The following is a 26,148-nucleotide window of genomic DNA, read 5'->3' as shown; positions in this document are numbered from 1 at the left end:
TGGCGCCTCCTGCGCAAGCTGCGCTGCAGCACCAACCGCATCACCGCGGTCGTCAAGGCCGTCCTCACCCTTCACCTCGCGGCCGCGTCAGGATGCAAACCCCTCAGTGCCGGAGCATCTCAACTGCAAATCCAGCACTATAAGTTGGCAGTACCATCTCGGGCCTCCCCACCTGGTTGCCTCTGAGCCCGTTGGCGCGCGAGGCGGGTTCAGCCGCCCCAGGAGGTGTCTGTCTGGCACTTCGCCCGGTGGTTGGGGTCGTTCAGATGGAAGGAGGCCGTCTGGGTGGCCATCATGATGGTGCCGCCGCCGGTGGGGCGGCAGTCGACGCCGTCGGCCGAGGCTGTTGTGGTCAGCGGAACGAGCACGGTGGCCATGGCGGCGGCGGTGGCCAGGGCAAGACGCTTGAGCATGGGATCCCCCCGGATCGGAACGACCGTCTCTTCATGACGGTCGTATTGGAGTGCGTTGTGCAGTGCCAACGTTGCCCTGGTGAGTTGCGCTGTGCGAGGTGGTGCTCCCTTCACCAAGCTGCCTGACCGCAAGATGGTGGCGGGCATACCAGGATTGATCACTTGGAATGGGTATATCAGGGCGGATGGGGCCGGGTAGCGGGCGAGTCACCAGGGGCGTGGAGATACGTCCTGGGACGGCTGACGATCCGACGGTGACGTGGGGAGGTCGGCCTTTGCTTCACCGGTGTGAGCGGTGGGCGGGCCGAGCCGGGTCAGGAGCAGCTGCGTACTCGGGGTGAGGTCGGCGTGCCAGGCCCAGTCGGGCGGGATATAGAGCATTTCACCGGACCGCAGGCGGCAGGAGAAGAATTGTTCCGCCGCCGTTCCGGCTCCGGCACGCAGCCGCCAGGACCCAGCCCCTGAAGCCTGGTGCACCAGAAGATGCTCGGACGATCCCGCAGACAGTAACCGGGTGCCTTCGTCGGCCGCCTGGTAGCGCTCGACGGCCACTGGCAGGCCTGTCAGGTGTTCCAGGTCACGGGTCTCCGCCTCAAGGACGGTTGTGGCGTCCGGTCCGTCGTGGGCCGGATGTCCGTGCTCGGGCCACAGGATGCCGGGGCCCTGGCCGTGGTGCACGGCGAGAAACTGCGCCATTTCCATTACGTAGGGCGGAGCCGCTCCGTTTGCCGATGGCGTGCTGTCCATGGGGTCCCCCTGTGCGTGCGGTGCCCCCGTGCGGTCCGTTCATATTCCAGACCCTGGGCACCACGATGTCCGTCCCGCGAGCATTTCCCACCTCGGGCCGCCGGAACAGTCCCGAAAAACCGTTCCCACGCGCCTCTTCACCCATGGCCCTCCGCCGGTCGGCTCCACGGAGAGGGGGGCTCCAGCGCGGCCTCGCACGGCCCGGGAGCCCGACGCGGCTGACGCGAGCCACAGGGATCTTCAGGGAGCGGTGAGCGGTCCGTCCGGCACCTGGGCGTCCAGCAGCCCTTGTGCCGCTGCGCGGACACCGGCCTGGAACCGGCTTTCGGCGCCCAACTGCTCCATGATGTCGGCGATGTGACGGCGGGCGGTGCGCAGCGACATGCCCAGTCGGCGAGCGATGGCTTCGTCCTTCAGGCCGGCGGCAAGCAGCCGGACGATCGTCTCGTGGATCTCCCGGGAGACCGTTTCGAGCTGTTGTCCGACGGCGGCGGTGAATGGGGTGGCCTGGTCCCAGGTCTGCTCGAAGATTTCGCACAGGTAGGCCACGGTTGACGGTTCCCGGATCACGACGGCGCCCCAGCTACCGTCCTGGACGGGGATGAAGGCGAGCTCCCGGTCGAAGACGATCAGTCGGCCGAACAGTTGGTGCGCGGTGCGGTAGTGCCCGCCCAGGGCCGAGGCCGCGGCGACATAGGCCTGGCTGGGCCCGTTGAAGCGGGCGGTGTGGTGGTAGAGAGTGCGCAGCTGGATGCCGCGCTGCAGCATTGCCTGGTCACGGACGAGGGCTTCTTCCATCGCCTCGGAGACCCGGGAGCCGCCGCCGGGCTGGCTGGCCATGATCTCGGTGCGGCAGCGTTCGGACGCCTGGTTGAGGGCGTCGCGCACGACCTGGACATTGTCCAGGACCTCCAGTGCCCCGGAAGTCGAACGATGCCGGTGGTAGGAGGGGGCGAAGCGGTGCAGTTCCTCCCGGATCCCGGAGAGTTGCTGCTGCCGCCGGCGGATCTGGGCCTCCACGGGCGCGGTGAGCTGGGCCGCCGCTGTCTCGGGCGCCACCGCGAAGATCGTGGACGGGTCGTCCGGGCTGCCCTGCAGCAGGCGGACCCGCAGCAGGCGCTCGACACCGGCGGCGGCGTCCTGGCGGCTGACCCCGGTGGCCTCGGCAACGGCATCCACGTCACCGGTCCCGTGCTCAAGGACCCAGCGGTAGACGGCTATGTCGGAGTCCTGCAACTCCTGCGCGTTGTCCAGCGCGTCGTTCATTCCCAATGCCTTGTACCTTTGCCGATCTGTCAGGCCCTCCAAGCGAGCCTTATGGTCCAGGCCATCAGGATAGGGAGCGGGGGACGCAGAGCACATCGGCGCGCGGCGACGATCCGCAGGCCGACCCCGTCACCCGGGTCTGGCACTGACTCCGGTGCGCATCGCGCCCGGGCGACGGCGCCGGATTCCTCGCCGCTGCGGACCGCCGATTGAAGCAAAGTTGCGATGAACGTCCCCTATGTCGCCTGTCGCCTTGCTGCCAGGTACTTTGCTGAGGGGCCCAAACCATCGCGCCGCGTCCGGGGGACGGGACAGCCTGATGCCTGTTCGCAACTGACAGTCCCGGAACGCAGATTCCGGAGGAACAGGAGACCAGCATGGCGCGACCGTCTTTACCCATACGACTCGTACTGGCTGCGGTGTTCACCGCCGTCTGCTCCGCGGCCCCGGCCGTGGCGACCCAGGCGCACCCGGTCGCGAACCCCGCCACAACCCTCCGGGCGGCGGACACCGCCGAGTCGATCTGCCCGCACCCCGCAGGCATCCCGATCAGGTGCAAAGACACCTCCTGGGGCGGCTGAGCCCCGCCCAGCCCCGGCCGCTTCCACACCGCGAACCACTCAAGAACCAGGAGCCCGTCATGACCGACACCCTCACGGCGTCCGCCTTCACTCCCCGGGAGCAGCAGGTGCTCGTCCTGCTCTCGGGGGGCGAGACCTACTGGAGTATCGCGCGCCAGCTGGGCATCAGCCCGCACACCGTCGACACGTACCTGCGTCAGCTGCGCAAGAAGACCGGTGCGGCCAACCGCACCCAGCTGGCTGTGCTCGCGGCACAGCTCGGCTTTCTTCCCACGACATCCCTGTGAGCGCCGGACGGCACGGGCTGCTCCCCGCCCCTTGGGCGATCCTTCGCGCGGGGCGGAACTGCCACCCGCCCCTGGGGACGGGAGTGGCCCGTGCCGGTACCGGAACCCGCGCAGGCGGTCACGAGGGCCCGTGAGCGGGAGGGCGCCGCCCGGAAACACGTGGCTGGGCGGCTGGACGGCGGTTCGGCAGAGTTCTTCTTGTCGGCGGAAAACACCGCAGGCGAACGAAACACACACTAGGAGAACACCATGAACGGCGTTACCGCGAACGAGCTGCTGCGTGTCGAGACGATCGTCGAGGACCTGCGTGCCATCGACGCCACCGAGGCGGGTGCCGAGGCGCTGTCGATGACGCAGGCGCTGTCTTCTCCGGGTGAGCACGGCGAGCTCGGCTAATCAGCCGCTTCATCAGCGACTGAATCAGCGCTGTCCGTCGGGGCCGGCACGCTGGGTGCCGGCCCCCGGGCCCCACAGGAGCCAGCTGTGTCTCTTTCGGCACCGGGGGTGGCGGAGCACCCTCTTATCGCCCGCTTCGCACAGATCCGCGCCACGGCCGGTGCCCGCTTCGGGCCCGCGTCCCAGGCGGTCGTCTTCCTCCTCTATGAAGAACTGGTGTCCCTGCGGTCGGTCGTCTCCCAGATGCACGACTGCGACCAGCACCCCGCCCTGGCCCTCCGTATCCGTGAACTGGCCCGCGACATCCAGGACAGATACGACAGCGGAGGGATGCGGGACGCCGGCCCCGGACGCCACCAACTCCTCTGCGTCGACCCTCCGTTGATCGGCTACGACCGTGGCGTCTTCGACCGCGTGTACCGCCCCGCGCTGGCTGCGATGGACAACGCCGCCCGCGTGATCGGCTCGGCACCGGAGGCGTACGCCCTCATGACGCCGAGTTCCCCCTACGTGTACGTCGTGGACGACTGGGACCGGCTCGTTGTCTGGCCCGAGCCGTTCACACTGGCCGAGCTGGTCTTCGGGAGGGCCCTCGACCGGCCGGTCGAGGGCGCACGCGTGGTACACCCCATGCTGGTGCCCGACCGGCTGCGGGTACGCGCGGCCGGCGAGCTGGTACTGCTCGGCAGTCCCGAGATCCCCATGGCCGTCGCCAACCTCAAATCCGGCCACTTCCGCCCGCCCCCGCAGTGCGGCGCGGTCGTCCGCTCCGTCGTCCGCCGCACCCTTGGCATCACCGACGACGCGGACATCGACGTGTTCACCGTGCCCGCCCCGTAGCGCCACAGGCGATGACCGCACCGGCCACGGCGCGGGCTGCCTTCCTCTTTCTCCGGGAGCCTGCCCATGCCGACCGCCCCGTCCCTCACCCTGCCGGGCAACGCCCCTGGCAGGGCGAGCCGAATCCCCTTCCCGGCCACCACCGTGGGCGTCGAACACGAATGCAAGTGGGCCCTGGAGCAAGCGGACGGCGACACCGCAGCCGGTGTGTCGGCCCGCTCCGCGTCCACCGGTCCCCACGCCTTCTTCGACTCGGGGCCACTGAGCCTGCTCACTCCCGTGCGCCGCCCCCTCGTCTTCGTCCAGTCGTCCCTGTATGTCGACGACCAGCGGCACCGTCTCATCCGCGCGGGCCACTCCCTGTCCGTCGTCGTCAACACGGGCGCGGCCTCGTCGGTGTGCTGGCTCACCCTCAAGCAGGCCGTCCACTGGCGCGGCTGGCGCGACGGGCTCGAAGTCTCCCAACGGCTCACCCCCGCCGAGGTCCCCGGCGCCCTCAACGACCCGAGCCTGCTGCCCGTGGCCCACCTGCGCGGCAGCCGGCTCGCCGAAGGCCCGCTGCGGGCGGTCGGCACCGCGACCCAGCGCCGCCACAAGCACCTGGGCCGCACCGCCGACGGCGTCGAAGTCGCCTACAGTCTCGACCTCGTGACCTTCCGTGCGCCCGAGCCGGGCGTCGCGCCCGTGCGGGGCGGCGTCTTTGTCGAGATCGAGGTCAACTCCTCGGCGCCGGCCGCGCTGCGCGCCCTGGACCGCCTCGCCCACGAGGTCGACGCCTGGCTCGGACGCCCCCGCGACCGCACGACCAAGGCGCAGCGCGCCCTTGCCGCGCTCGGCACACCTCACCAGGAGGGAACGGCGATATGACAGCGAAGACCTCCACCACCGGCCGACGGCGCGAACCGCTCGGGCACGTCTTCTGGACGTTGTGGGCGGGGCGCGCGCTGTCCGCGCTCGGTGGCTACGTCCAGTTCCTCGCGCTGCCCTTGTGGATCCAGCAGACCACCGGCTCCGCGCTGGCCGGCCTTGCCGCGTTCGCCGTCTTTTCATTGCCCAAGCTGGTGGTGTCGCCGTTCGCGGGCGTGGTGGCGGACCGCTTCGACCGGCGCTGCACCGTAGTGGTCACCGATCTGCTGGCCGCCGCCGTGGCCGCCGCGATGGCACTGGCCGTACCCGGTCGGCACATCGGGCCGCTCCTGGTGCTGCTGACCCTTCTTCAAGTCCTGGCCGCCGTGCGGGTTCCGGCGCTCACCAGCGTCCTGCCGGACGCCTTCCCCCCGGGGCGGCTGCTCGCCGCGAACTCGCTCCTCGACGCGGCCACCGGAGCCGCCATGGTCCTCGGCCCGGTGGCCGGCACGGCGCTGCTGGCCGCCAGCGGCATCCAGACCGTCCTGCTCGTCAACGCCGCCACCTTCGTCGTCGCGGCCGCCTGCATGCTCCCCGTCCGCCCCGCCGCCCCCGCCGCCGACGTGCCGGCGCACCCGCTCAAGGCCATCGCGCAAGGAGTACGGGCCCTGGTCGCCGACCCGGTGCTGCGCTGCGCGGTGCTGTCAGAAGGAGCCGTCTACCTCTTCTTCGGTGCGGCGAGTGAGCTGCTGGCGCTCGAACTGGCCCGCCGTCACGGCGCCCAGGCCTCGGGCATGTTCGGCATGGGCGGAGGCATCGGCTGGATCGCGGTGACGCTGCTCCTCGGCCGACTGCGCCGGAGCATCTCCCCGGCCGCTCTGCTCCTGACCGGCGCCGCAGCCACCCTCCCGGTGGCCGTCATCGCTTCGGTGCTCACCGTCCGCCCCACCGGCGACGCGGGCGTGGCGCTTGCCGGGTTCCTGATCAGCGCTCATTGTTTCGTCTACGGACTGGGCCCCGTCCTGCTGTGCCAGCAACGCCCCGCCGACAGCATGCGCGGCCGGGTGCTCGCCACCCGCCGCACCTGGAACACCTTCTGGCAGCTGACCGCCTTCGGCGTCGGCGCCGCGCTCACCCAGCACGGGAACACCACCAGCGTCCTCGTCTTCGGCGGCTTCGCCGCCACGGCGGCCGCCGTGCCCGCAGCCGTGTTGGCCCGCCGCCACGAGCGCGGGACCGCGCCTCGCCCCACCAGTGCCACCCCGGCCCCGGTGACCACCGCCGGGAGCGCGGCGTGAGCGCCCCCGCGGTGGCCACCGTCGACCTGCACCGCGGCCACGACGACGAACCGGCCCATCAGCGGGGACTCGGCGCCCTGGTCGCCCGGGTACTGGCCGACCCCCGCTGCTCACCCGCCGCCCGGCTCGCAGCCGACCGGGGCTTCCGCACCCGCCATCGCCTGGACGCCCACCGCTCGACCTTCTTCTACTGGTCGGCCGACGGCGATGCCGCCGCCGCAGCCCAGGCCCTGCCCCAGACCCTGACCGTCTCGCCACGCCTCCCGGACGCCGACCTGATCACCGAACTCCGTACAAAGGCGCAGGAGATGGCCGCCCGCCGCTCCGACGATCCGCTGCGTCGCCTCAGCCGGGCCTGGGACCAGGCCGCCTGGGGCACCAGCGACCCCGATCCGATGGGCGACACGGCCACCCTCGCCCGCCTGACGCCCGAACTGGTCCTGGACGAGCTGGAGCGGGCCCTGAGCACCACGGCCACCCCGCCCGCCGGGCGGCCCGCCATCGCACAGGACCAGCACCACCGCCCGCCATGGCAGGGCGGTGTGCGGGTGGTACCGGGCCAGCACGGGGTGGCCCGGATCGGCGTGAGGATTCCCGTGACCCGTCCACCACGCGGAGCCCTGGAAGTCCTGGTCGAAGCGCTCGGCACCGGCGCGGAGGGACGACTGCACCGGGCCCTGCGCCAAGAACGCTCACTGGCCTACGGATTCTCGCCCGGCCACTGGTCCCGCGGTGGCCACCACAGCCTGGGCGCCACCGCGTACGTACAGGTCGAAGACACCGTGGAAGCCGCGCGCACCCTGCTGGCCACTCTGCGCGAGACGGTGACGGCGCCAGTCCCCGAAACGGAGCTGTCCGCCGCACGTGCCCGCTGCCGAGCCAAGCTGCTCGCCGCACTGGACGACCCGTTCGGTCCGGCCGAGGAGGCGCGCCGCGCCGCGCTCGGTCAGCCCCTGCTGGCCGATCTCGCCCACGCCATCGCCCAGCCGGGTCCCGCACCCGCCCTCGGCACGACGGGTGAGCGGCTCGCCCTCGCAGTGGTCGGCTCGCCGAACACGCGGCAACTCGCCGCACTGGAACGACTGCTGGAGGCGGCATGACCGCGATGACTCTCCCGCCCGACCCCTGCCAGGGCACGACGGTCAACGACCTCACCGTGCGCCTGACTCCCCTGCCCGGCGCCCACTCGGTGGGCGCGTGCCTGACCGTGCGCTGCGGCTCCCGTGACGACGCCCCGGAGCCCGCCGGCACCGCCCACCTCGTCGAACACCTGCGGGTGGCGGCGGGCCCAGCGGCGCACCGGGCTGCCATCCCGGTCTTCGCCCAGACCGACATCGCCGCCACCCACTTCCAGGCAGTGAGTTCTCCCGAGGCCACCGCCGACCTGGTCCGGCGCCTCTTGTCAGTCCTGGACGACGGCAACGCCGCCCCCGCGCCCGGCCTCCTGGAGGCCGAGCGGCAGGCCGTGCTGATGGAGACCCGCCGCATGGACCTCAACCCCCTGCTGCGCGCCGGACCCTTGTTCGCGTCCGCCGCGTGCGGCGAGCCGGGCATGGACGCCATCGCCCGTACCACCCCCGACACCGTCGCCGCCGTGACCGCCGCACACCTCACGACCCTGGTCGGCCGCGCCTATCGGCCGGCCAACGCCGTCCTGTCGGTGGCCGGGCCGCCGTCGGCGCTGGCCCGGGTGGCGGACACCGTCAACACCCGACTCGCCGCCACAGCAGCGAAGCCGGCGCCTGACCCACCCGTGTCCTGCGGGCCCCCGCTCCGCGTCCCCGGACTGGACGGGCTGATCGCCCTCACCCTCGTACGCCCCCGGCACAGCGAAGACCCGGACGCGGACGCCCTGCCGGCCGACCCCGGACCGTTCGTCCAGGCCGGACACGAGGCCGGTGTGCCGATCCTGGGACGCACGACGCTCCGCAACGCCGCGCACCTGGTCGACGTGGTGTGCTGGCGGCCGGGAGAGCGGGCAGGGGCGCTGCTCGACGCGCTGCGGGCGGTATGCGCCGCACCCCGGTACGGCCTGACCGACTCCATGGTCGAGCAGACGCGGCGCGCCCTGCGCCAGGAACGTGCCTTCACCGGGGCCACCCCGCTGGGGCGGGCCTTCGCCGTGGCGGAGCACGGCCCGGCCGTGGACGCGGGCGTGCCCGGACTCGGTGTGTGGCAGGTCGCCGAGGGCCGTGCGGTGACCGCACTGGGAACCGGGTTCTCGTGAAACGGAGTTCCGGGAGCGTGACCTCGTGAAGCGAGATCTCGTGGCTGTCGCCAGGACGTCCGGTGCGGAATCGTCCTCCATGAGGCCGCGACGGCCAACCTCCTCGCAGGAGCCGGGGCGGCAGGAGCACCGCGGAACGTCGACGAAGCCAACAGGACCGAAGAAAGCAGAGGAGGGGACATGCACGAAGTGAGCCGGGAACTCCGGGAGTCGCGAAGCCCGAAGTCGGTGCTGCGGGACAGGCTCCTGCCCATGACCATCGCGCACGCCGACGGCATCCCCTTCTACCGCCGGTCCTGGGACGGTCCCGCAGCCCCCCGCGTCACCACCACGGGTGACCTCGCCGCGCTTCCGGTGCTCAGCCGTGCCGAGGTGGCCGAGCACGCCGAGCAGATGCTGCATCCGGGCCGGTCCGCCGACCTGATGCTGCACAGCACGGGCACGACGACCGGCCGGCCGGTGCGCAGGTTCCGCAGTGCGCAGGAGATCGCGGCACTGGACGCGTTCCGGGCCAAGCTCAGCCAGAAGGCGCGTGACCGCAAGGGGGAGAGCCGTCCACTCGTGCATTTCACGACGCTGTCGGCACGCCACCACGGCGGCGTGCTGGGCGCACGCACCGGGGCCCACCGCACGGTGTCGCTGAGCCTGCTGACCGAGCGGGAAGTGGAGCGCTCCCTCGCCCTCCTCGCCCACCCCGGTCTTTTCCCCGGCCTCGCGGTGGACCGCGAGCACGAACTCAGCGGCTCGCCCTACGACTTGCTGCTGCTCGCGGCGGTCATGGACGAGACGGACGGTGCGGTGCGCGAGCGGCTGCGGCGGATCGTGAGCGTCGCGGACTTTCTGACGCGGGGCCAGCAGGACCTGCTGGCCGGGATGCTGCCACCGGCCGGGCGGGTGGTGCACCGCTACAGCCTCTCGGAGGTCACCGGCGGCGCGACACGGTGCGAGCGCTGCTCCTTCTTCCACTTCGACGCCGTGGTCGTACCCGAAGTCATTCCGCTTGGCGGCGGCCGCCCGGTGCGTTCGGGCGTCGGCCGGCTGGTGCTCACCGAGCTCTACCCGTTCTCGCAGGCGCAGCCGCTGATCCGGTACGACACCGGGGACATCGTCGAGGCGGTGCCCTCGGACTGCGATGACGGGGAGCTGTCGGTGGCCCTCCTCGGGCGTGCCGCACTGCTGCCCACCCTGCCCACGCCTGAGGGCGAACGGCTCGCCTACCGGCCGTACCCGATGCGCGAGGCCCTGGAGCGCCTGCCCGGACTCGCCCGCGCCTCTCTCGTGGCACCGGCCCGCTGGCAGCGGACGGCCGGCACGATCCCGCTGGCTTCCTGCGAGGCGCGCGCGGGCGCCGGCCGTGCTCCGCACCGGTTGACGGTGCGGGCCGCGCTCGCCTTCCCGCCCCGGCTGCTGCCCGAGGCCGCCGAGGCCACGACCGCGCACATCCGGGCCGCCGCACTGGGCTCGTCCCCGGAACTGCGCGAGATGGTGGCGCGCTCCGAGTGCGAGCTGCGCATCGAGGTGACCGGCGACAGCTCGGCCGTCGCCCCGTTCGCCTTGCGCTGAAACGGCGTGCCTGCCTTCAGGCGCACAGGTTTCCGGGCCGCTTCGGCGGACCGGACGGGCCCTCGTTCCGTACGGAACGAGGAGCCCGGCCCCCGGCACGGACACCCGTCCGCACCGGACCCCCGCACGGGAAGCCGACACGGCTTCCCCGTCAAAAGGAGAAAGCCATGGAGAACATCCAGAACATCGACGCCATCGTCGACGAGGTGCTCGAGGCCATCGCCGACGAGGACCTGGAGAACGTCATCGGCAGCGCGATGCTCGCCGAGACCATCTGACACGTCTGACCGGCCGCAGTGGGGCGGCCTGCCTACGCACCGCCCCACTCGGCACATACCGGCCCTCCGGCCGGGAAGGAAGCCCGCGATGCCAAGGCCAGGGACCCGCCGCATCCCCTTCGAGCCCCAAGTCACGCTGCATGGCTGCGGCGTCGCCTGCTTGCTGATGGTGTGCGGCCACCACCTGAGGCACGTGCCGGATGCCCTGCGCACCCGGGAACTGGCCACCCGCCGGTGGACCGCACGCCAACTGCTAGACCAGGCACGAGAGTTGGGCCTGGACGCCCGGGGCGTGCGCATCCCGCTCGACGGGCAGCGGCCGCCCCGGCTGCCCAGGGCCACCATCCTCCATCTGGAGGTCGGGCATTACGTGGTGCTCGACTCGGTGTCGGCCCGGCGCGGTGACGCGGTGGTGCTCGACCCGAGCGTAGGGCGCCGCCGCATGCCCTGGCCCCAGCTCGCCGCCCAGCTCAGCGGCGTGGCCCTGGTCTTCCAGCCCCTTCCCGGCAAGACGGCTCCCGAGGCGCGCGCCCGGCGCACCCGCTCGCTGCGGGCGCCCGGCGGACCGCGTCCTCTCGCCCCCCTCACCGCCGACACCCTCGCCGTCCTCGCCCCCGGTCTGCTGGTCCTCGCCGGCGCCACGCGGCTGTCCCGGCACCCCTCGGCCCGTGCCGTCGCACAGGCAGGTGCCGCGGCCCTCCTCGCGGCGGCCTGGGACGGCCCGCACGGGCCGGGCACGCGTGCGGCGCACGCGGCCGGCACCTACCGGGCGGCCGACGACTTCCGCCACACCCTGGCGGCAGCGGACACCGACTACTTCGTGCACCGCGGCGACAGCGACCTGCTGGCCCGCTGGCGCACCGCGGGCGAGGACCGCACCCTGCGCCGCCTGGCCCTGCCGTGGGCGCTGGGCGCCGCCGGATACACGGCCGCCGCGCTCACCTCGGCCCTGCGGCACCGTCCCCGCACCGGCGCGGCGACGGCCCTGGTCTGGGCGCTGCACACGGCGCTGGTCGCCACGGCCGAACACCGGGCCGGGACAGCGCGCCGCGAGCGGCTGCTCGCACAGGAGCAGTCCCGCAGCCTCACCGCCGATCTCCTGGCCGCCCTGGAACAGGCACAGGCGCAGGGGCCCCAGCGTTTCCGCGCCACCCAGCAGGACCTGGTGGCGCGGTGGCGCGGCCGCGTCGCGCCACTGCTGCACTCGGCGCGGGAGCACACCGCGGCGGAACAGTCCGCCACGGCCCTTTCCCGCCGTGCGACCCGGGCGGCCCCGCTCGCCGTCGTCGCCCTCGACCTCGCGGCCGCCCGGTCCCGGCGGGATGCCCCGACCCCGCACGAGGTCCTGGCCCTTGCCCTGCTTGCGGTGCCGCTGTGCGCGCAGTCCGCGCGGGCGGTGCGGGCGCTGGTGCGGCTGCGCGTCGACGCCGTACGGCATGCGCGGCTCATGGACGTCAGCCGCCCGCCGCCCACCTAACCCCAAGTTTCCTGCCCCACCATCCCGTTCCCATCGGAGGTTCTTCTTCATGCAGACCGCCACCACCTTCACGCATGCGGGCTGGCGTCCCGCCCCCGACCGCTTCCTCGCCATCCTCGACAGCCCGCTGCACCGTGCCATCGCAGAGCTGCAGAACCTGGTGACCGTGGTCAGCACCCAGTTCTGGGCCGAGCGCGGGGTGCGGGCCATGCACCTGCCCATCACCACGGACACCATCTCCAGCCCGATGGGCCTGGGCAGCGACTCCCTGCCGGTGCAGGTCGACCTGTTCGGGCGGCCCACCTACCTGGCCGACTCGATGCAGTTCATGCTGGAGTACGGATGCCGGCTCAGCCCGTCGGGCGCCTGGTATCTGATGCCCAGTTTCCGGGGCGAGGACAGCGACTCCACCCACCTCAACCAGTTCTTCCACAGCGAGGCCGAACTGCCCGGCGGGCTCGACGAGGTCATGCACACCGTCGAGGCGTACGTGCGGGCCCTGTCCGCCGCCGTCCTCGACCAGCACGCCGAGGAAGTGCTCCACAACGCCGGAGACACCGGACACCTTGAGCACATGGCCGCGCTGGAGGAGTTCCCCCGCATCACCTTCGACGAGGCGGTGCGCGTCCTCGGCGACGACCCGGCTTCGGTGCGGCACGAGGGCGGCTGGCGCACGCTGACCCGCCACGGCGAACTGCGGCTCATGGCCGAGGTGGCGCCGGTGCTGTGGGTCACCCACTACGACCACCTGTCCGTGCCCTTCTACCAGGCGTACGAGGACGAGAGCCGCAGCCGGGCGCGCAACGCCGACCTGCTGTTCGGGATCGGCGAGGTGGTGGGCGCCGGCGAACGGCACATCGACGCCACCGCGGCCCGCGGGGCCCTGCGTCACCACGGCGTCGACGCCGCCTCGTACGACTGGTACCTGCGGATGAAGCAGGCCCGTCCGATGCTGACCTCCGGTTTCGGCCTCGGCGTGGAGCGCTGGCTGATGTGGGTGCTCGGCCAGTCCGACATCCGGGAGATGCAGCTCGCGCCGCGCCTCAACGGGATCTCCCTCGCCCCCTGACGGACACCTCCTGCCTCTCGCCCGTCCCCTCGGAGTCCCGGAGAAAAGCCGCCATGTCCGTGAGCGCCGCACCCCTCACCCCCCAGCGCCCCGCCGCCTGGTGTCCCGAGCACCTGCTCGACCCGTACACGGCCGTGGACCCGCACCCCTTCTACGCCTGGCTGCGCGCCACGGGCCCGGTGCAGTGGAACGAGCCCGCCCAGGCCTGGTACGTGACCTCGTACGACCTGGTGGCCCGGCTGCTGCTCGACGCCAGGCTCGGGGCCCGCTCCAAGCAGGCGCAGCTGGCCCGTCTCGACCCGGTCGCGGACGCGGAGGTGTTCGCCATCGAGGAGTTCCTCGCCCAGTGGCTGGTCTTCTCCGACCCGCCGTTCCAGGCCCGCCTGCGCAAGCTCGTCGCCCCCCGATTCACCCCGCGCGCGCTGGGCGCCCTGGACGGCGTCGTCGCGGAAGCCGCCCGTCGGCACGCCGGTGCGCTCGGCCCTGGCCGGCACGACCTGCTCGCCGAGGTGATCAGACCGTTCGCCCTGGACGTCGTGTGCCGCGTGCTCGGTATCAGGGACGCGGACCGCGACGCCGTGCTCGGCTGGTCGGACGCGCTGGTCCACTACCTGAGCCGGCCCGGCATCGAGACGGCCGCCGCACGCGCCGCGGCGGACGCCGCGGCCCTCCTCACCGACTACGTCGCCGGGCGGGCCCTCGCGGACGCGGACGGCCCCGTCGCCCAGGCCCTGGCCGGGCCCCACGTCCGGGGCGAGCTGTCCGGCACCGAGGCGGCCGCCGTGTACGCGCAGATCCTCACCGGTGGCATCGAACCGGTGGCCGCTGCGACGGCCGCCGGTCTGAGCCACCTCTTCGGCGACCGCGAACAACGCCGCGCGGTGCACACAGGCGCGGTCGCCCGCGCTCGGGCCGTCGAGGAGATCCTGCGGTTCGGCTCCCCCTTCCACTACGCCCCGCGCACCGCACTCGACGACCTGACCGTGGCCGGGCGGCGCATCGAGCGGGGGCAGCGAGTGGTGCTGGTCCTGGTGGCGGCCAACCGCGACCCCGCGGTCTTCGCCGACCCGGACCGCTTCGACATCCACCGGCCCGCCCCGGAGCGCCATCTGTCCTTCGGGCGGGGCGGCCACTACTGCCTGGGATCCGTCCTGGCCCGCCGTCAAATAGCAGCTATCACAAAGGAGTTGGACCATGTGCTGCCCGTGGACGGCCCCGGCCCGCTCGTCCAGCAGCCGTCCCTCGGCATGACCACCGTCGTGGAGCTCCCGTGTCTGATCTGACGGCCCCACCCGCATCCGCCACCCCGCGCGCCCGCCTCTCGGCCCTGCTGCGCACGGACACCTGCCTCGTCACCCCGCACGAGCACATCGGCAGCGAGCTCATCCAGCACGGCCCCGCCGACCGGCACGTCTACCAGCAGTCCGTACGAGAATTGACGGACCGTCTCATCGCTCTGCGGAACAGGGTGCTGGGCGGTCGGGGCCGTGTCGCGGCCCTGGCCCTGCCGATGCCGTACTACCGCTACTTCAAGCCCGAGGGCACCCCGCTCGACCCGATCACCGTGGTGCGCGGCATCCGCCGCCGCAATCACGAGGTGCTCGACGCCTGCGCGGAGCACCGGGCCGCGGACCCGGCGGGCGAGGCCGTCCCGCTGGCGGCGCTGCTGTGCGACCCGTTCCGCGGCGCCGAGCGGTTCGCGGCCGAGTACGCGGACCGGCGCGACGAGGTCTTCGCCCTCAAATGGCATCCGGCGGCCCATCTGCGCTCGCCCGAGGCCCATGTCCGGCTCGGCTACCTCGATCTGGCGGCCGAGTGGGACATCCCGGTGGTGGTGCACTGCGCGCCGCGGGGACGCATGGGCGACCTCGCCGACCTGCGCACCCACGTCCTGCCCCGCGCGCAGGCGGCCGGCGTACGGGTCTGCGTCGCCCACGCCGGGTACCTGGACCCCGCGCTGCCCGCAGTCCTGCGCGCCCCCGGCGTCTTCGCCGACCTCGGCCCGTGGGAGGCGCTGCGCGAACGTGCCCTGGGCGGCCCGGCCCCGGCCGGCGCGACCGACCGGCACCTCGCCCGGCTCCTGTCCGCCAGTGCGGGCCGCCTGATGTTCTCGCTGGACTCGCCCTGGCACCTGGAACACCGGGAGGGCGGCCGGGTCCTCGGCGCGGACGCCCACCGCTCCCTCGTCCACTTCCTGGCCACCATCACCGAACTCGGGCTCTCCCAGGGGGCGTTGCTGCACGAGAACGCTCTCGCGTTGCTGTTCGGACCCGACTCGCGCCCGGCCGGACCCCACCTTGCGGAGGTGCCCGCACCGTGAACGCCGCCCCCGTCCCTCCGGTCATCGCCGAGGCCGTCCGCGGCGGCTTCGGTGAATCCCGCCACCGGGGAACGCTCGTCGTGCTGGCGCCCGGCGGACGGGTCGCCCACCAACTCGGCGACCCGCGACGCCCCATGTTCCCCCGGTCGTCCGCCAAGCCCCTCCAGGCCGTCGCCCTGCTGCACCCCGGCGACCCGCTCCACGGCGAGACCCTGGCGGTCGCGGCGGGCAGCCACACCGGCCAGCCCCGGCACATCGCCGCGGTGCGGCACATCCTGGCCTCGGCCGGGCTCGACGAGTCCGCGCTCGCCACGCCCGCCGCGCTGCCGTGGCCGCCCGAGCCCTACCTCAGGTCCGGCGGCCATGCCCGGCCGGTCCTGATGAACTGCTCCGGCCAGCACGCCGCGATGCTCGCCCTGTGCGTGGCCGAGGGCTGGCCCACCGACGGCTACCTGCATCCCGATCATCCCGTGCAGCAGCGGGTGCGCACGGGGCTGGAGGCGCTGACCGGGGAACACGCCACGCACACGGGGGTGGATGGGTGCGGGGCGCCCGTGCTCGCGTTCACCCTCCTCGGCCTGGCCCGTGGCTTCCAGCGTGTCGCCACCGCGCGGCCCGGCACACCGGCCCACCGGGTGGCCGCCGCGATGCGTGCCCACCCCTACTTCGTCTCGGGAGAAGACGGCTTCGACACGCGTCTGATGACCGCGGTGCCGGGCCTGCTGGCCAAGGCTGGAGCCGAGGCGGTGCAGTGCCTCGCGCTCCCCGACGGCTCCACCCTGGCCCTCTCGGTGGAGGACGGCACCAAAAGGGCCGTGGGCCCGGCCGTCGCGGCCGTGCTCCGCCACCTGCTCCCGGCGTCCCCGGGCCTCGCCGCCCGTCTGTCCGAAGTCGAAAACGTCTGCGCCTCGCCCCTGCCCGGCCCCAACGGCCCGACGGGCGAGGTCCGCGCCGCCTTCACGCTGCCCCCGCGCGGCGCCCAAGGCCCCGCGTCCCTCGGCACACCCTCTGGAAGGTGACCATGTACCCGCTTGAAACGCTCCTGGACGGCGGCCACTTCTCGTCGGACCCCTCGGCCGGCACCCGGCTCGCGCTGATCCACCGCAGCTTCCGCTCCGTGGGACTGAGCCGGGGCCTGGAGGAGTCCTTCTTCAAGGCCCACTTTCCGGCGCTGGGGCTGCTCAACCTCGCCCAGGCCGTCCGCGACGCGGCCGAGGAGCGCCGCATCCCGCCCGCCGAGATCCAGTACTTCGACGAAGACGCCTTCCCGCACGAGGTGGCCTTCCGCGACGCCATCACCGGCTGGCTCGACGGCTGCGCGCGGCCGGTGATCGCGGCCAGCTCGTACACCGGAACCATCGACCGTCTGGAGAACTTTCTCGGCTCCTTCGCCCCGGACCGGTACCTGATCATGGTGGGGGGCGCGCACGCCTCGGTGGCGCCGGACATCGACAACGTCCACATGACCGTCCGCGGCGAGGGCGCCCCGGCGCTCCTGCACGTGCTGGCCACCTTCGGCACCCAGGACTTCGACAACGGCGCGGGTACCCGGGGCCTGCACTACCGCACCGAGGACGAGCAGATCGTCGCCCCGCCCTGCTTCGACCGGTCGCTGCGGGAGATGACCGGCCCGGCCTTCGCGTACGACCTGCTGCCGCCGCAGGTCACCGACTCACCGGTGTACGCGACGAACTTCACCCGCATGCTGGGGGAGCGCCCGCAGCTGTACATCTGCACGCAGAGCTGCCGGGGGCGCTGCACGTTCTGCTCGACCTATCTCATTCACGGGCGCACCGTGGCCCGGCCCATCGAACTCATCCGCCAGGATCTCGCCCACCTGGTCCGTACGACGGGCTGTGACAGCGTCGAGTTCCACGACGACGACCTCACCCAGCACCCGCAGTTCGACGAGCTGATCGACGTCATGGCGGAGTTGGCCCTGCCCTGGTTCTGCTATCTGCGCGTGGACGGAATGACCCCGCAGCGCGCCCGCGACATGGCGGCGGCCGGCTGCCGACGCGCCTTCGTCGGCCTGGAATCCATGGACCAGTCCATCCTGGACTATTACAACAAGCAGGTGACGGTCGAGCAGAACCGCGCCGCCATCACCGCGCTCGCCGACGCCGGCGTCAACTGCGTCACGGGCTTCATCATCGGCGCCCCCGCGCACACCGTGGAGCGGATCACCCAGGAGATGAACGAGTTCCTGGCCCTGCCGCTGTACGCGATGAGCTGCACCATCCTGTCCCCCGACCCGGCCACTGTGGAATTCGTGCGGGCCAAGAAAGCCGGGCGGTACGGCGACGAGGTGGTGCGCCGAGGCCGGATGCTGCGCCTGGTCCCCAACGTCGAGAAGTACGGGCTCGCCTCGCCGGTGGGGCTGCCCACCGTCTGCGAGGGCGTCGACAAGGCGGACCTCAACCGGCTGCAGGCCGTGGTCGATGCCCGCTTCTACTTCCGTGACCACGTCTGGGCCGGCCTGACCGAGGGCCGGGACGCGGACCAGGTCGGCGTGGTCCGCGACTACTACGGCCATCTGCTGCGCCGCCTGGACGCGCCCGAGCTGGACGAGGGCCCGGCCGAGGTCACCGCGCTGGTCCGGGACGCCCGCCGCGCGAGCAGCCGGTTCTCCCTGTTCGCGGCAGCCTGACGACCCCACGAGGAGCACCCGACATGACCACCACGCGTTCCGCACCTCAGGTGCGGCCCCCTGCCGCGGACGGCGCCGCACTTGAGGTGCGCAACGTCACCCGGACCTTCCGCACCCGGCGCGGTGGCCCCTTGCGCGCCCTCGACGGGGTGGACCTGGCCGTCCGCCCCGGAGAACTGGTCGGGCTGCTCGGCTTGAACGGGGCCGGCAAGACCACCCTACTGAAGATCATCGCCACCCTGCTGACCCCCACCACCGGCAGCGTCCACGTGTGCGGTCACGACGCGGTTCGCGACCCGAGGGCAGCCCAACGGCGGCTCGCGGTGGTGCTCGGCGGGGACCGCGGCTTGTATCTGCGGCTGTCCGCCCACGACAACCTGGAGTTCTTCGCCCTGCTCACCGGGGTGCGCGGCCGCGAACTTGCGCGGCGCTCGGCCGCTGCTCTGGCGGCGGTCGGGCTCACCAAGGCGGCGGACCGGCCCGTGGAGACGTATTCCAAGGGCATGCGCCAGCGGCTGCACCTCGCCATCGGCATGGTCACCCGCCCCGACCTGCTCCTGCTCGACGAGCCCACCGTGGGTCTTGACCCGGCCGAGGCGCAGAACATCCGTACCGCGGTGGCCCACATGCGGGACGAAGGCACCGCGATCCTGCTGACCAGCCACGACCTGAACGACATCGACCAGCTCGCGGAGCGCGTCGTGGTCCTGCACCATGGCCGCGTCCTGCACGACCTGCCCCTGCCCCGGCTGCTGGAGCGGGCCGAGACCGCCGCCGTGGTGACGCTGCACGGGCGCGGCCGGCCACCCGCCGCGCCGAGCCACCGCGACCCGGACGGCCAGACCTGGGTGGAACGGATCGAGCCGACGGCGTCGGGTTGGACGATGACCCTGCACGTCCGCACCTGGACGCCCGACTCCTTGCGCGAACTGGCCGCCTCCTGGCCGGAAGGGCAGATTTCCGAGGTCCGGGTCACCCCGTCCAGCCTCCAGCAGGTCTTCAACGAGCTGGCGGACGAGACGGGGGCGCAGCGGCTCCCGGCCGTGGCCGCCGGGACGGCGAGCGGATCATGACCACCTCGCCCCTCATCGCCTGGGCGGCCTTCCGGCTCCAACTGCGCGGCACCGCATGGCTGTCCGTCCTGATCGGCGCCGCCGTTCAGCCCGCCACCTACGTCACCATCACCCTGGCCGCGCACCGGGCGGGCGGTGTCGCGCCCGAGACGGTCGTCCTGGGCAGCGGACTGCTCGCGGTGTGGACCGTCACGCTGTGGCAGGCCGGGATGGTGCTGCGGCGGGAATTCTGGTCCGGCACCCTGCCCGCCGTCTGCTCCCGGCCCGGAGGTCTCGGACCGGTCCTGACCGGCAAGGCCACAGCGGCCGTCGTGCTGTCCGTTTGCGTCACCGGCGCCTCCGTCGTGCTCACCGCCGGCGTCGAAGGACATCCCCTCACCGTGGCGCGGCCGGGCCTGTTCACTGCGGCTCTGCTGCTCGGCCTGGTCACCACGCTGCCACTCGGCTTCCTGGTCTCCTGCCTGTTCCTGCTGACCCGCTCCGCGATCCGCATCGCCGAGGTGCTCGTCTACCCGGTCTTCCTGCTCGGCGGCCTGCTCGTGCCCCTCACGTCCCTGCCGCCGTGGCTGCGCCCGCTGTCCGTGGCGCTCAGCCTGCACTGGGCGCACGAACTCATGGCGAACGCGGCATCGGATTCCGGCTCCGTCGCCCCCACGGCCTGGTACGGGCTGCTGGCGACGGGCGCCTGCTACACCCTCGCCGCCCGCCTCGCCTTCGTACGGGTCCTGAACCGAGCCCGCAAGGAGGGCACCCTTGAGATCTTCTGAGACCGTGGGGCGCCGGGGCGTCGCGCGTGCGCTGCTGCGCACCGCCCGCATGGGGCTGCGCGAGTACGGGATCGAGTATCCGCCGGCCGTGCTGTGTGCTGCCGTGCTGCCGCGCACCGTGCTGCAGGCCGTCTTCCTCACCGTGCTCGGCGGCGCGGCGGGCGGCTCCTGCGGGGCGCTGACCGCCGGTATCGGAGCCTCGGCCTTCGGCGCCGTCACCGCCACCGTGGTCAAGGCCCCCGACGTACTGATCAACGAGCGTGTGCAGGGAACCCTGTACCGCCTACGCATGACAGACCTGCCGCTGGCCGGTCTGGTAGGCGCCCGCTGGCTGGTGTACCTGGTCGAAGGCCTGGCCGCGACGCTGGTGGCGGTGCCCGTGGTGGCGCTGCTCACCGGCGAGTACGGCCTGCTGACCGGACTGGGCGCCGCACTTCCCCTCTATGCGCTGATGGCGCTCACCAGCGGCGGCTTCGGGCTGGCTGTCGCGGTGCTCGCGGTGGGCCGACGGGCGGACGTCTTCCTCACCAACCTCGCCTCCTACCTGGTGCTCGCGCTCTCTGGAGTGCTGGCCCCCCTGCCCGGTGACGGCCTGCGCGCGACGCTCGGCGGTCTCCTGCCGCTGGCGCACGGGATCGCGGCGTTGCGCGCCCTGCACGCGGGCGAGGGCCCCGTGCTCACCGCGGCGGCCGCCGAAGCGCTGGTCGGAGTGGCCTGGGGAGCGGTCGCGGTGCTCGGGCTGCGGCTCCAGGCGGTCCGCTCGCGGCGCACCGGCAGCGACTTCCTGTTCTGACCGCTCCGCTGCCCACCTTCCAGAAGGAAACAAGGATGTGAAGACCGTGCAGACAAGTGAAACCGTGACCGGACAGGCCGCACTGGAGCCATGGGTCGGCGACGTACCGGAGTTCATGTCCGCGTACTGGCGGACCCGCCCGGGAGTGTTCCACCCCGCGGACGGCTTGGCCTCGCCCCTCACTCTCGACGACGTGGACCAGGCCCTGCGGGACGGATCACTGCGCGTCCCGTACATCGAGATGGCCCACACGGACCGGACCATCGCGCAAGACGCCTACTGCACGGCCCGCACCGTCAACCACACCGTGCACCAAGGGTTCGCGGACGGCGGGAAGATACGCGAGCAGATCGCCAAGGGGGCCACCCTGCTACTGCGCTGCGTCGAACAGTGGCACCCCGCCACCACCGCCCTCACGACCCGCCTCGGCCACCAACTCGGCCGTAAGGCAGAGGCGTTCTTCTTCGTCACCCCGCCCGGCCGACAGGGCCTCAGGGTCCACCGTGACGACGCCGACGTCTTCGTGCTCCAGGTCAACGGCAGCAAGGACTGGCAGCTGCACACCGGACCGGCCGACGGGCACTGGCACCCCGGCCCGGTCGCCGAACCCGGCCCCGCGCTGCTGACTCCGACCCTCCACCCCGGCGACGTCCTGTACATCCCGAGAGGCTTCGCCCACAGCGCGGTCGGTTCACACGGCCTCTCGGCCCATCTGTCCCTCACCGTACGGGACATAGGCGGGCAGCACCTCTACAGGGAGCTGCTGCGTCGGCTCACCGACGGCTACCGGCCCCAGCCGCGCCCGCTCGACGACACCGCGCTGACGGACCAGGCCCGTGACCTCGTCGGTCACCTGAGTGCGGCCCTCGCCCGCACGACGCCGGAACAGCTGGTGGCGGCAGCGCGGCAGTCTCTGCGCGCAGAGGCAGTGTCCAACCCCGAACCCGGGCTGCGGGCCATGGCCGCGTCGCTGGAAGCGACGCCGTAGCGCCTGTCGGGCAACGCACCCCCTCCTGCCGCCGCTCACCACCCAAGAACCACGAAGACCACCCCACACCCACCTACGGAGGACTCCGTCATGTCGATCGACCTCACCCAGCCCGCCGCCGCCCTCGTCACACCGGCCAGGCAGGCGCACAGCAGCGACGGAAGCATCAAGACGGTATGGCGGCTCGCCGACGGCAACCAGGTGGAGAGCCTCTCCTTCACCCTCGGGGATCCGGGACCGGCCACCGAGGCCGTCGCGACGCCCGTGCAGACCTCCCGCGGCCACGTCGTGTGCGTATCCAGCCAGGCCGGCTGCAATGTCGCCTGCACCTTCTGTGCCACGGGCCTGCAGCCGATGCGGCGCAACCTGACAGCGGAGGAGATCGTCGCCCAGGTCCAGCAGACGCGGCTCCTGGAGGACCGTGACACGCCCACACGCGTGATCTTCGCCGGCATGGGCGAACCCCTCCTCAACTTCGACGAAGTGCTCCGCGCCATGCCCATGCTGGAGGCCGATCCCGGTGTCGCGCACATCTCGCTGTCCACCATGGGCGTGCTTCCGGCCCTGGACCGCCTCACCGACGAAGCCCCCGCGATCGACCTCTTCCTGTCCCTGCACGCGACGACGGACGAGGTACGCAGCCGTCTGATCCCCCTCAACAAGGCGAACCCCATCGCGAAGATCCTCCAGGCAGGCGAGCGATTCGCGCGCACCCACGGCCGGGTGGTCGACGTCAGCTACCTGCTGTTCGACGGGGTCAACGACAGCAATGCGGACGCCGACAGGCTCATCGCACTCCTCAACCCCGAATACTTCAGGGTGCAGTTGCTGCTCTGGAACGACGTACCCGGTCTGCCGTTCAGCCGCGTCGAGGACGACGCGGTCCGGGATTTCCGCGAACGCCTCCTCGTCGGCGGCCTTCCGACCTACATCATGCCCAGCAAGGCCCGCGACATCGACGGCGGCTGCGGGCAGATGCTCACCGAAGCGGCCAAGGAGCACCGCATCAAGCGCTCCAATAGGGCGGTACTGCCGTTGGTCTGACGGCCGGGGCCCGGAGGACCCCGCCCGGCAGCACCATGGCGAGGGTGTTCGCGGCCGCGGAACACTGCCTGGCCGCAGGCGGAAGCGCGCCCGGACCCGGTGTGCGGCAGGTGTGCCGCCCGGGGCGTTCGGCGACCGCGCGGCGAAACCGGGACTTCGTGAACCGGATTTCCGGGAGCGTGATCTCGTGGCTGTCGCCAGGGCGTCCGATACGGAATCGTCCTCCACAAGGCTCGTCGAGTCGCCAGGACCTGCGCGGTACCGGGCTGGGGACCGAGCCCCTGCCTGCCCAGCCGTCCCGTCACCCGTCGAGGAGGACACGGCTCGCTGGTCCTCGGACGCGGACGCGCGTGGACCGCGACCACCGACGTCGTACCACCGGAGCCCCGCGGACCAGGACGAACCGGCTGCTCAACCGTGCCGGCCGCCATGTCTCGTACCCATGTGAACGCAACACAACAGACGACTGAGGAGTCGATCACCATGAGCAACCCATTCGACAACGCGGACGGGACCTTCGTGGTCCTGGTCAACGGCGAGAACCAGCACTCCCTGTGGCCCGAGTTCGCAGAGGTCCCTGAGGGCTGGACAGTGGCTCACCCGACGGACACCAGGCAGGCCTGCCTGGACTACATCGAGGCCCACTGGACCGACCTGCGTCCCAAGAGCCTGATCGAGAGCATGGGATGACCTCGCCCCGCCTGCTGAGCCCGCGGTCGGACACGGCTCGGTCTGCTGCCGAAGCATGGCAACCGATCGCCGACAGCACGGACCCGTGGTTCCGCCGGTACCCGGTCGAGTACCCGGTGGCCCGGCTGGTCTGCCTCCCACACGCGGGCGGCACCGCCGGCATGTTCCACGGCTGGCCCCCATCGCTCGCACCCGGCATCGAGATGCTCGCCGTGCGCTACCCCGGCCGCCAGGACCGGCTGGACGATCCGCTCCCGCAGAGCCTGGAGGACCTGGCGGACGAGATCGCCGGCCACCTGCTGCCCTACCTCGACCTGCCGGTGGCCCTGTTCGGACACAGCATGGGATCCGCCGTCGCCCACGCGGTCGCCCAGCGGGTCGAGGACCGGTCCCCGGGCGCGCTGGCCCGGCTCTTCGTCTCCGGTCGGCCGGCTCCCGCCGACTGCCCGCCCGACACCGCGCACCTCGCGGACGACGAGACTCTGTCCGGCTGGGCGACGGGGCTGGGCGGCCCGGGAGCCGACCTCTACACCGACCCAGACCTGCGCTCCCTGCTGTTGTCCCCCCTCCGCGACGACCTGCGCCTGTTGAACACCTACCGCCCGTCCCAGGCCGTTCCGCTGTACGCGCCGGTCACCGCATTCGGCGGTACCGCCGACCCTGGCTGTCCGCCGGAGGACATGTTCACGTGGAGCAAGGTCACCACGGGTGACTTCGACATGCAGAGCTTCGACGGGGACCACTTCTACCTCCTTTCCCACGCGGCCGCCCTGGCCGACGCGATCTGCTCCCGTCTTCCGCGCTAGCGACACCGGGCAGCAGGAACACAGGCCCCGGCGGTCGAACCGCTGTCAGTGGCGTGCCGCTACGGCTCCCGCCCCCCGCTCCCACCCCGCCGCACCAGCTTCCTTGAAGGTCGATGACGATGTCCCTCTCGCGCAACGGTTCCTGGCCGCTCTCAGCACCGCAGACCGGTATCTGGTTCGCCCATCATCTGGATTCGTCCGGTGCTGCGTACAACATCAGCGAGTGCATGGAAGTGCACGGCCCGGTGGATGCGGGCTTGCTCCAGACGGCGCTTCGACGCTCCGCAGCGGACACCGAAACGCTGCACATCCGGCTGGGGGAAGACGCTGACGGCCCATACCAATGGCTGGACGGTGAGGCCGATTTCCTGCTGAGCACGCTGGATTTCAGTGGCGAGGAGGACCCGACGGGAACCGCCTGGGCGTGGATGCAGGCCGACACGGCCACGCCCACGGACCTCCTGAAGGACGACCTGTGGCGGATCGCTCTGATCAAGCTGGCGGAAGACCGGTTCCTCCTGTATTACCGCTTCCACCACATCGTGATCGACGGGTTCAGCGCCGTTGTCTTCATCCGCCGCATCGCTGAGGAATACAACGCGCTGGCCGAGGAAATGGCCGTCGCCGAGGGCTCGTTCGGGCCGCTGCGGACCCTCCTGGAAGAGAACGTGGCGTACCGGGAGTCGGAGCAGTTCACGCGTGACCGCCAGTTCTGGAAGGAACGGCTGGCTGCCCCGCCGGAGACCGTCACCCTGGCCACACGATCCGAGCCCGTGCCCGCGCAGGGACGCCTGCGCCGTACGGCAAGCCTGCCGCAATCCGTTCTCGACGCCCTGCGGGACAATGCGCGCCGGGCGCGGACGAGTTGGTCGGCCGTGGTGATCGCGGCGGCCGCCGCTTATCTGCACCGGATGACAGCGGCCCGCGATCTGACGCTGGGCATGGCCGTGGCCGCCAGACCGTCCGCCCTGCGAAACATTCCCGGAATGACCTCGAACCAGGTGCCGCTGAGGATCGCGGCTGATCCTGGAATGTCGCTTTCCGAACTGACACGTACGGTTTCTCAGGAAGTCCGGCAGGCGCTGCGGCACCAGCAGTACCGGTACGAGGACATGCGCCGCGATTTGAAGATCGTCGACGACGAGCAACGGCTGTTCGGCCTGTCCATCAACATCATGCCGTTCGAATACAACCTGCGATTCGCCACGCACCCCGTGACCGTGCACAACATCTCCAACGGCCCGGTGCCGGACCTGGACATCGCAGTTCTGGAGCGGTCCGACGGGAACGGTCTGACCGTCGTCTTCGACGCGAACCCCGGCCTCTACACCGAGCCCGAGGTGACCGGACATCAGGAACGCTTCCTGCGTGTTCTGAACGCATTCGCATCAGCCGGTTCGGACACATCGCTCGGACAGATCGACCTGCTCGATGCCGACGAACACACACGTCTGCTGTCCCAGCGGGATGGCTTTTCGGTGGGGGTGTCTCGGGGGACGTTGCCGGAGTTGTTCCAGGAGCGGGTGGTGCGGACGCCGGACGCGGTTGCGGTGGTGTTCGAGGGTGAGTCGCTGACGTATGCGGAGTTGAATGCGCGGGCCAATCGGCTGGCGCATGTTCTGCTGGCCAGGGGCGCGGGCCCGGAACGGTTCGTGGCGGTGGCGCTGGAGCGGTCGGCAGGGCTGGTGGTGGCGTTGCTGGGGGTTCTCAAGTCCGGTGCGGCCTATGT

At 71.9% G+C, this 26,148-nt stretch carries 26 protein-coding genes and 1 pseudogene; 24 read left to right on the top strand and 3 right to left on the bottom strand.

Going from position 1 to position 26,148, the window contains the following annotated elements; translation table 11 throughout:
* Positions 1 to 90 (top strand): annotated as a pseudogene (locus tag ACIQ8J_RS34230) (IS5/IS1182 family transposase); the annotation flags it as partial.
* Between the two features lie 119 nt (positions 91 to 209).
* On the opposite strand, the gene ACIQ8J_RS34225 reads toward ACIQ8J_RS34230, so the two are convergent.
* The 3 genes from ACIQ8J_RS34225 to ACIQ8J_RS34215 form a co-directional block, all read right to left on the bottom strand.
* A complete protein-coding gene (locus ACIQ8J_RS34225) occupies positions 210 to 413 on the bottom strand; it encodes a hypothetical protein (protein WP_403277753.1) in 204 nt (67 codons plus the stop codon).
* A gap of 207 nt (positions 414 to 620) precedes the next feature.
* The gene (locus tag ACIQ8J_RS34220) at positions 621 to 1,160 is read right to left on the bottom strand and encodes a hypothetical protein (RefSeq protein ID WP_403608076.1); all 540 of its coding nucleotides are present in this window, start codon (positions 1,158 to 1,160) and stop codon (positions 621 to 623) included.
* A 240-nt stretch (positions 1,161 to 1,400) separates the two neighbouring features.
* Positions 1,401 to 2,426: a LuxR C-terminal-related transcriptional regulator gene (locus ACIQ8J_RS34215; protein ID WP_403277751.1), complete on the bottom strand. Its 1,026-nt coding sequence runs from the start codon at positions 2,424 to 2,426 to the stop codon at positions 1,401 to 1,403.
* A gap of 377 nt (positions 2,427 to 2,803) precedes the next feature.
* On the opposite strand from ACIQ8J_RS34215, the gene ACIQ8J_RS34210 reads away from it, so the two are divergent.
* The 23 genes from ACIQ8J_RS34210 to ACIQ8J_RS34100 form a co-directional block, all read left to right on the top strand.
* Entirely contained in the window at positions 2,804 to 3,007 is a 204-nt protein-coding gene (locus ACIQ8J_RS34210; protein ID WP_403277750.1) for a hypothetical protein, read from the top strand.
* Between the two features lie 59 nt (positions 3,008 to 3,066).
* On the top strand, positions 3,067 to 3,294 hold the full coding sequence (locus ACIQ8J_RS34205; RefSeq protein WP_403277749.1) for a response regulator transcription factor: 228 nt from the start codon (positions 3,067 to 3,069) through the stop codon (positions 3,292 to 3,294).
* 249 nt (positions 3,295 to 3,543) lie between these two features.
* Positions 3,544 to 3,690, top strand: coding sequence for a hypothetical protein (locus tag ACIQ8J_RS34200; RefSeq protein ID WP_403277748.1), 147 nt, complete (start codon positions 3,544 to 3,546; stop codon positions 3,688 to 3,690).
* Between the two features lie 87 nt (positions 3,691 to 3,777).
* Positions 3,778 to 4,530: a hypothetical protein gene (locus tag ACIQ8J_RS34195; protein WP_403277747.1), complete on the top strand. Its 753-nt coding sequence runs from the start codon at positions 3,778 to 3,780 to the stop codon at positions 4,528 to 4,530.
* A gap of 66 nt (positions 4,531 to 4,596) precedes the next feature.
* Positions 4,597 to 5,397: a hypothetical protein gene (locus ACIQ8J_RS34190; protein ID WP_403277746.1), complete on the top strand. Its 801-nt coding sequence runs from the start codon at positions 4,597 to 4,599 to the stop codon at positions 5,395 to 5,397.
* Positions 5,394 to 6,674, top strand: a complete 1,281-nt coding sequence (locus tag ACIQ8J_RS34185; protein WP_403277745.1) for an MFS transporter — start codon at positions 5,394 to 5,396, stop codon at positions 6,672 to 6,674. The genes ACIQ8J_RS34190 and ACIQ8J_RS34185 overlap by 4 nt, the downstream gene beginning before the upstream one ends.
* Entirely contained in the window at positions 6,671 to 7,774 is a 1,104-nt protein-coding gene (locus ACIQ8J_RS34180; protein WP_403277744.1) for an insulinase family protein, read from the top strand. Before ACIQ8J_RS34185 ends, ACIQ8J_RS34180 begins: the two co-directional genes overlap by 4 nt.
* Positions 7,771 to 8,901, top strand: coding sequence for an insulinase family protein (locus ACIQ8J_RS34175; protein ID WP_403277743.1), 1,131 nt, complete (start codon positions 7,771 to 7,773; stop codon positions 8,899 to 8,901). The genes ACIQ8J_RS34180 and ACIQ8J_RS34175 overlap by 4 nt, the downstream gene beginning before the upstream one ends.
* Before the next feature lie 180 nt (positions 8,902 to 9,081).
* The gene (locus ACIQ8J_RS34170; RefSeq protein WP_403277741.1) at positions 9,082 to 10,464 is read left to right on the top strand and encodes a hypothetical protein; all 1,383 of its coding nucleotides are present in this window, start codon (positions 9,082 to 9,084) and stop codon (positions 10,462 to 10,464) included.
* Positions 10,465 to 10,830: 366 nt separating this feature from the next.
* Entirely contained in the window at positions 10,831 to 12,219 is a 1,389-nt protein-coding gene (locus ACIQ8J_RS34165) for a cysteine peptidase family C39 domain-containing protein (RefSeq protein ID WP_403277739.1), read from the top strand.
* Between the two features lie 49 nt (positions 12,220 to 12,268).
* On the top strand, positions 12,269 to 13,288 hold the full coding sequence (locus ACIQ8J_RS34160; RefSeq protein WP_403277738.1) for an amino acid--tRNA ligase-related protein: 1,020 nt from the start codon (positions 12,269 to 12,271) through the stop codon (positions 13,286 to 13,288).
* Positions 13,289 to 13,341: 53 nt separating this feature from the next.
* Entirely contained in the window at positions 13,342 to 14,571 is a 1,230-nt protein-coding gene (locus ACIQ8J_RS34155; RefSeq protein ID WP_403277736.1) for a cytochrome P450, read from the top strand.
* Positions 14,559 to 15,608 (top strand): hypothetical protein, encoded by a 1,050-nt coding sequence (locus ACIQ8J_RS34150; protein WP_403277735.1) that lies wholly within the window; start codon positions 14,559 to 14,561, stop codon positions 15,606 to 15,608. The genes ACIQ8J_RS34155 and ACIQ8J_RS34150 overlap by 13 nt, the downstream gene beginning before the upstream one ends.
* On the top strand, positions 15,605 to 16,627 hold the full coding sequence (locus ACIQ8J_RS34145) for an asparaginase (protein ID WP_403277734.1): 1,023 nt from the start codon (positions 15,605 to 15,607) through the stop codon (positions 16,625 to 16,627). The genes ACIQ8J_RS34150 and ACIQ8J_RS34145 overlap by 4 nt, the downstream gene beginning before the upstream one ends.
* 2 nt (positions 16,628 to 16,629) lie before the next feature.
* Entirely contained in the window at positions 16,630 to 18,258 is a 1,629-nt protein-coding gene (locus tag ACIQ8J_RS34140; RefSeq protein WP_403277754.1) for a B12-binding domain-containing radical SAM protein, read from the top strand.
* Positions 18,259 to 18,281: 23 nt separating this feature from the next.
* Positions 18,282 to 19,331 (top strand): ABC transporter ATP-binding protein, encoded by a 1,050-nt coding sequence (locus tag ACIQ8J_RS34135; RefSeq protein ID WP_403277733.1) that lies wholly within the window; start codon positions 18,282 to 18,284, stop codon positions 19,329 to 19,331.
* Positions 19,328 to 20,098, top strand: coding sequence for an ABC transporter permease (locus tag ACIQ8J_RS34130; protein ID WP_403277732.1), 771 nt, complete (start codon positions 19,328 to 19,330; stop codon positions 20,096 to 20,098). Before ACIQ8J_RS34135 ends, ACIQ8J_RS34130 begins: the two co-directional genes overlap by 4 nt.
* Entirely contained in the window at positions 20,085 to 20,891 is an 807-nt protein-coding gene (locus ACIQ8J_RS34125; protein WP_403277731.1) for an ABC transporter permease, read from the top strand. Before ACIQ8J_RS34130 ends, ACIQ8J_RS34125 begins: the two co-directional genes overlap by 14 nt.
* A gap of 46 nt (positions 20,892 to 20,937) precedes the next feature.
* Positions 20,938 to 21,879, top strand: a complete 942-nt coding sequence (locus ACIQ8J_RS34120; RefSeq protein WP_403277730.1) for a JmjC domain-containing protein — start codon at positions 20,938 to 20,940, stop codon at positions 21,877 to 21,879.
* A 90-nt stretch (positions 21,880 to 21,969) separates the two neighbouring features.
* Positions 21,970 to 22,923 carry a radical SAM protein gene (locus ACIQ8J_RS34115; protein ID WP_403277729.1) on the top strand — a complete coding sequence of 318 codons (954 nt, stop codon included), beginning with the start codon at positions 21,970 to 21,972 and terminating at the stop codon, positions 22,921 to 22,923.
* 483 nt (positions 22,924 to 23,406) lie between these two features.
* Positions 23,407 to 23,613 carry an MbtH family protein gene (locus tag ACIQ8J_RS34110; RefSeq protein WP_403277728.1) on the top strand — a complete coding sequence of 69 codons (207 nt, stop codon included), beginning with the start codon at positions 23,407 to 23,409 and terminating at the stop codon, positions 23,611 to 23,613.
* A complete protein-coding gene (locus tag ACIQ8J_RS34105) occupies positions 23,610 to 24,419 on the top strand; it encodes a thioesterase II family protein (RefSeq protein ID WP_403277727.1) in 810 nt (269 codons plus the stop codon). Before ACIQ8J_RS34110 ends, ACIQ8J_RS34105 begins: the two co-directional genes overlap by 4 nt.
* Positions 24,420 to 24,532: 113 nt before the next feature.
* Positions 24,533 to 26,148 (top strand): condensation domain-containing protein (locus tag ACIQ8J_RS34100; RefSeq protein ID WP_403277726.1); only part of this gene is annotated, 1,616 nt, incomplete at its 3' end.

This window comes from Streptomyces sp. NPDC094147, from assembly GCF_044764265.1.
Lineage (GTDB): Bacteria > Actinomycetota > Actinomycetes > Streptomycetales > Streptomycetaceae > Streptomyces.
This window is presented reverse-complemented; position numbering and strand designations above follow the sequence as displayed.

Excerpts from the sequence above, each read along its gene's own strand:
- ACIQ8J_RS34225 (WP_403277753.1), bottom strand. The coding sequence starts at position 413 with ATGCTCAAGCGTCTTGCCCTGGCCACCGCCGCCGCCATGGCCACCGTG.
- ACIQ8J_RS34220 (WP_403608076.1), bottom strand. The coding sequence starts at position 1,160 with ATGGACAGCACGCCATCGGCAAACGGAGCGGCTCCGCCCTACGTAATG.
- ACIQ8J_RS34215 (WP_403277751.1), bottom strand. The coding sequence starts at position 2,426 with ATGAACGACGCGCTGGACAACGCGCAGGAGTTGCAGGACTCCGACATA.
- ACIQ8J_RS34210 (WP_403277750.1), top strand. The coding sequence starts at position 2,804 with ATGGCGCGACCGTCTTTACCCATACGACTCGTACTGGCTGCGGTGTTC.
- ACIQ8J_RS34205 (WP_403277749.1), top strand. The coding sequence starts at position 3,067 with ATGACCGACACCCTCACGGCGTCCGCCTTCACTCCCCGGGAGCAGCAG.
- ACIQ8J_RS34200 (WP_403277748.1), top strand. The coding sequence starts at position 3,544 with ATGAACGGCGTTACCGCGAACGAGCTGCTGCGTGTCGAGACGATCGTC.
- ACIQ8J_RS34190 (WP_403277746.1), top strand. The coding sequence starts at position 4,597 with ATGCCGACCGCCCCGTCCCTCACCCTGCCGGGCAACGCCCCTGGCAGG.
- ACIQ8J_RS34185 (WP_403277745.1), top strand. The coding sequence starts at position 5,394 with ATGACAGCGAAGACCTCCACCACCGGCCGACGGCGCGAACCGCTCGGG.
- ACIQ8J_RS34175 (WP_403277743.1), top strand. The coding sequence starts at position 7,771 with ATGACCGCGATGACTCTCCCGCCCGACCCCTGCCAGGGCACGACGGTC.
- ACIQ8J_RS34170 (WP_403277741.1), top strand. The coding sequence starts at position 9,082 with ATGCACGAAGTGAGCCGGGAACTCCGGGAGTCGCGAAGCCCGAAGTCG.
- ACIQ8J_RS34165 (WP_403277739.1), top strand. The coding sequence starts at position 10,831 with ATGCCAAGGCCAGGGACCCGCCGCATCCCCTTCGAGCCCCAAGTCACG.
- ACIQ8J_RS34160 (WP_403277738.1), top strand. The coding sequence starts at position 12,269 with ATGCAGACCGCCACCACCTTCACGCATGCGGGCTGGCGTCCCGCCCCC.
- ACIQ8J_RS34155 (WP_403277736.1), top strand. The coding sequence starts at position 13,342 with ATGTCCGTGAGCGCCGCACCCCTCACCCCCCAGCGCCCCGCCGCCTGG.
- ACIQ8J_RS34140 (WP_403277754.1), top strand. The coding sequence starts at position 16,630 with ATGTACCCGCTTGAAACGCTCCTGGACGGCGGCCACTTCTCGTCGGAC.
- ACIQ8J_RS34135 (WP_403277733.1), top strand. The coding sequence starts at position 18,282 with ATGACCACCACGCGTTCCGCACCTCAGGTGCGGCCCCCTGCCGCGGAC.
- ACIQ8J_RS34130 (WP_403277732.1), top strand. The coding sequence starts at position 19,328 with ATGACCACCTCGCCCCTCATCGCCTGGGCGGCCTTCCGGCTCCAACTG.
- ACIQ8J_RS34115 (WP_403277729.1), top strand. The coding sequence starts at position 21,970 with ATGTCGATCGACCTCACCCAGCCCGCCGCCGCCCTCGTCACACCGGCC.
- ACIQ8J_RS34110 (WP_403277728.1), top strand. The coding sequence starts at position 23,407 with ATGAGCAACCCATTCGACAACGCGGACGGGACCTTCGTGGTCCTGGTC.
- ACIQ8J_RS34105 (WP_403277727.1), top strand. The coding sequence starts at position 23,610 with ATGACCTCGCCCCGCCTGCTGAGCCCGCGGTCGGACACGGCTCGGTCT.